The organism is Cellvibrio sp. ARAG 10.3, from assembly GCF_051846955.1.
In the GTDB taxonomy this organism is placed as follows: domain Bacteria; phylum Pseudomonadota; class Gammaproteobacteria; order Pseudomonadales; family Cellvibrionaceae; genus Cellvibrio.
Genome location: NZ_JBPYCU010000043.1, coordinates 1 through 4189 on the forward strand (window position 1 = coordinate 1; position 4189 = coordinate 4189).

The 4189-nt window shown below is 53.6% G+C and carries 3 protein-coding genes; all 3 read left to right on the forward strand.

Going from position 1 to position 4189, the window contains the following annotated elements; genetic code table 11:
• Window positions 1–1218, forward strand: a 1218-nt coding sequence (locus tag ACSV5M_RS21515; RefSeq protein ID WP_439178904.1) for an OmpA family protein, incomplete at its 5' end; no start/stop codon positions are given.
• Window positions 1219–1222: 4 nt separating this feature from the next.
• Window positions 1223–2821, forward strand: a complete 1599-nt coding sequence (locus ACSV5M_RS21520; protein WP_439178905.1) for a hypothetical protein — start codon at window positions 1223–1225, stop codon at window positions 2819–2821.
• Between the two features lie 3 nt (window positions 2822–2824).
• Window positions 2825–4189: hypothetical protein (locus tag ACSV5M_RS21525; protein ID WP_439178906.1), on the forward strand; the 1365-nt coding region annotated here is incomplete at its 3' end.

The window sequence follows — 4189 nt, forward strand, 5'->3', positions numbered from 1 at the left end:
AAGGGTGCTTTGGCGGCAGCCGCCGCCTTTTTTTATTTTCCGCTGATGGCCTTTGCCGTCAGTGCTGTCGATGATCCCTCTTCAGGATTGATCAAGACCGATCGCTACACACTAACACGCATGGCGCCGCGAGCGGACCAGGTTGATCCGCTATCCGCGATCATCAATATTTCATTCAGCCCCTCGGTGACGACGATTGGAGATGCCCTGGAGGAGCTCCTGGATGGCACCGGATATCGGCTGGTGCACATCAAGGGTGAGTATGGCGAGCCTGTCGATAAAATCTTGATGGCTCAGTCGTTACCTCGGACGCTCATGCAGATGGGACCGGTAACGCTGCGTGATGCGCTCAAAGCACTCGGTGGATCTGCCTGGTCATTGCAGCACAACGAGCTCGGCCGCGAGGTGTGGTTTGATGTGCAACCGAATTTTGAAGATGACAGCCGCATCCGTCGGTTGCTGGCATCGATCAAGACCGAAGAAGCCGCTACACCTGAAAAACCCTCTATTGACCTTTCACAACGTTATGTCGCGTTTCCGCCAGGCAAATCGGATGCGGCATCGATTGAACTACGCGAACGGCAACGTTTGGATGAGATTGCGGCATTGGTTCGCCAAAACCCAGCGGCGGTTGATCGTTTGATCGTGAAGGGCGAAAGTCAATCGACGGGTAACCACGCGACTGCCACCCTGGCAAAACGCCGTGCCGGTGAAATTGCTAACGCATTAATTAAGCGCGGTGTACCCGCTGAAAAAATTGACGAGCGATACACCTTCACCAATCAAGCGTCCGTCAATCGTCAGGGAGCCTATGTCGACCTGGTCGCGACACCTGAGGTGGTGCCGCACGTGGCGTCTGGCGCGCGCACAACAGCTAAAGCAGCAAAGGCGACACCCGTTAACGATCTGAGTGACACCACTGTTGTGCAACCGGACAACGTGTTTTTTCTCTACCCAGGCGAGGACCTTGAGATCGCGTTGCGTCGGTGGGCGAAGCAGGCCTTGTATAACGACCTGGTTTGGAATGTCCGCGATGACGCGGGCAACTTTGTGCGTGTGCCTATCCGCGCCGGTGCAACTTTTCGATGTGAATTCGCCGAATGTTTACGTCGCGTGAAAGAAGCCTACGCGACGGCACCACGACCCTTGTATTTCGATATTGCGCTCAACGAACGCAACAAAATTTTGTACGTTGAATTGTTGCACTACGGAGACTAAGCGCATGAAAAATTCCCTGTTCCTGTTAACGCCATTGCTGGTCGCCATCACCGCCTGTCACCCGTTCAGCGATTATCGTGAGCAAACGTCACGCACGCAAACCATCATCGATCAACACCAGGTAGCGATTGGCAACGGCGGTATGCGTGTGGGTGATGCACGCTATGACGTGCGCGTGTCCGACGGCTACTGGGTCGCAACGGATCTCGAAGTCATGGACTCGGCATTGCCTGAGCGCCTGGTGACGGAACGCAACGACTACATCCTGGGCGACAGTAAGTCGCTCCAGGATTTGAGCGCGTACCTTACTGCTCGCACGGGCATCCAGATTCGTCGCGCCCCAGAGTTAATTCCGAAAAACGAATTCGTTCGTAACGATTTAAGTTTGGGTTTTGGCGATCAAGCCCAACCTGCCATGACCCAAATGCAAACGTCGCAGTCCGGTCAGTCAGGCGAGTTGTCCGATTACATCCATACACCGAATTACCGACTGAATTTGAAACGCGCCACCTTCGCGGAAGTGCTGGATCAGGTTGCACAAGCGATGGGTGTCTCCTGGTCGTACAGTCGTCGCGATGGTGTGCTGTTTTATTATTACAAGACAGATACCTTTGTCATTGCTAAGACCGGCGATGGTGGCTCAGCGGAAAGCCAGAGCACGACGGCGTCATCCGCTCAGACCGACGACAATGCATCCACGACAAGCCTCACGACAAATCTGAAGATAGAACCCAAGTTCTGGGAGAACACCCGACGTGTCATTGAGGAGATGTCATCGCGTCACGGCCGGGTGCTGTTCAACGAAGCGACCGGCGCAGTTACCGTTACGGACAACCCGATCGTTGTGTCAACGATTCAAGACTACATCGAGCAGCTGAATAAATCCCTACGTTTGCGAGCGACTGTGCATCTCATGATCGCGCGCGTCAAAAAATCGCACGGCCAGGATCTCAACCTGAACATTGATGCTGTCTACCAAAAAGCGGAACAAACGCTCTTCCAGTTGCAGACACAGCGGATTACGACGGGCGGCTTGTCGGGATTTAGCGCTGAAGCGATTAATCCCACCAGTGCGTATAACGGCAGCCAGATCTTTTTAGATGCGCTGGCCTCTGAAGGTGAAGTGTCCGTGTTGCGTTCCAAGAATTTCGTGTTGCGCAATCACAGTTTATTCAGTATCGCGAAGGGCGATGTTATTCGTTACTTGAGTAGCGCGTCCACGACCAACACGTCTCAAGTTGGGTCAACCGAGTCGTCTGAAATCACTGATTTGTTTGTGGGTTTTGGGATGAGTTTTTACACCCGGGTTATCAACAAAAATAGAGTCGTGTTCAACATCATGTTAGACCAGTCAGATTTAAACGGATTTGAATCGATTCCGATCAGCAGTGAGCTCGTGTCGCAGGTACCGCAAACATCAAAAGAAGGTGTTATCCAGGAATACGAAATGAAATCTGGCGAAAGCCAGGTGCTGCTCGCGTTTGATCTTAGTTCTGGCAAATACGACAACGCGTCTAACCTAGGCTGCTTGTTCGGTTGCAATCGATCCGGATCGCGCGAGCGCGAATACCTGTTGTACATCATGACCGCGAGCCTGGAGTAAAACATGCCGATGCTCGCGTCATTGAAAGATCGATTGACGACAGATATCCCGGCGCTACGTGACCACAAGGTGGCTTACCTGCAACGCATCGGCGGCCGCCAGGTCGTGTTTGGTGTGGAGTGGTACCTTGTCACCAGTGCTGCTGACAAGGCGGGTATACGGCAAGCCTGCCGTGAGTCTGCGGGCAACTTCGGTGTGCTCATGCATTCGCACGCGGACGATGGCACCGGTGCCGATGAGGCGGTCTTTGGTGTGCCGGCGAATATCCGGCGATTATCGCGTGCGACGGCCGCTGCCAGTGTGGCGGCGAGCGTTTACACCACAGCCATCGTCGTTATAGCGATTGATGCTGAACATTACTGGTTGTTGGGACTGTCCCAAGGCATACCAATCCTCGGTAAAGACATGATCCTCGGTGCCGCAAAAACCAAACAAATCGTCATTGAGTTGTTGATGGCGTTTCCGGAATTTGAATTGGTGGGCGACGGCGAATTTTGGCGAGATTTGAAACCCGGTACACGGGTTATCGAAGAAGATCTGGAGAGTCTATTTACGGCTGAGCGTGTGCAGAATGCTGCGCTACTCACGCGCTATGATCGCCAGTGGCACGGGCTTGGTGTCCGCGCCGCCTTGACCGCAATACCCTTGGTGATCGCTTTCATGTATTACGAAGATATCAAGCAATTCGGTGAACGGCACTGGAGTGACACGCAGCAAATTGAGCAACAGCGCATGTGGGACGACCAAGTTGCGCGTGAAAACGCCACTATCGTTGCAGAATATAATCGCGTTGCGGCCAACCATCCTATCGACAACTGGATTCAACGTCTCGCACGTACCGTGGATCGTCTGAAACTAGAGTCACGCGGCTGGCGATTAGCCAGCCTGGAATGCGGTTCGCAATTGCCTTACTGCACGGCGACCTGGTTGAACCAGGGCGTGGGCACATTCAAAGGCTTGTCCGCGACCATGGGTCATGTGGGCGAAATGCAATTCGTATCCCCTGGCCAGGTAACGCAAACCATCACCATCCCCCATATGTCACCAGCACAGTTCGATGAGCGCGCCGTGGCGAACGCCATTGCACGCATGCCTGACAAATCTCGATTCTACGTCGACTACGTGAGCGTGCTGCAGGCGCTGTCGAGCGTGCCCTACATCGATGCTGGTTTGAATCAAACCGAACTACGCATCATCGGTGTGAATACACAAATGCCGCCTGATGTTTCTCCGTCTACTGAACCGTTAGGGCAGTTTGAGGTGGGCAGCTGGCGCCTTTCTGGTGAAGGACTGAAATTGCTGATCGGCAGTTTGCAAAAGCTGGACGCACGCGTGTTTTTTGGTAAGTCCCTGTTGCTCGAATTTCAT

Coding starts and splice junctions, on each gene's coding strand:
- ACSV5M_RS21520 (WP_439178905.1), top strand. CDS start 1,223: ATGAAAAATTCCCTGTTCCTGTTAACGCCATTGCTGGTCGCCATCACC.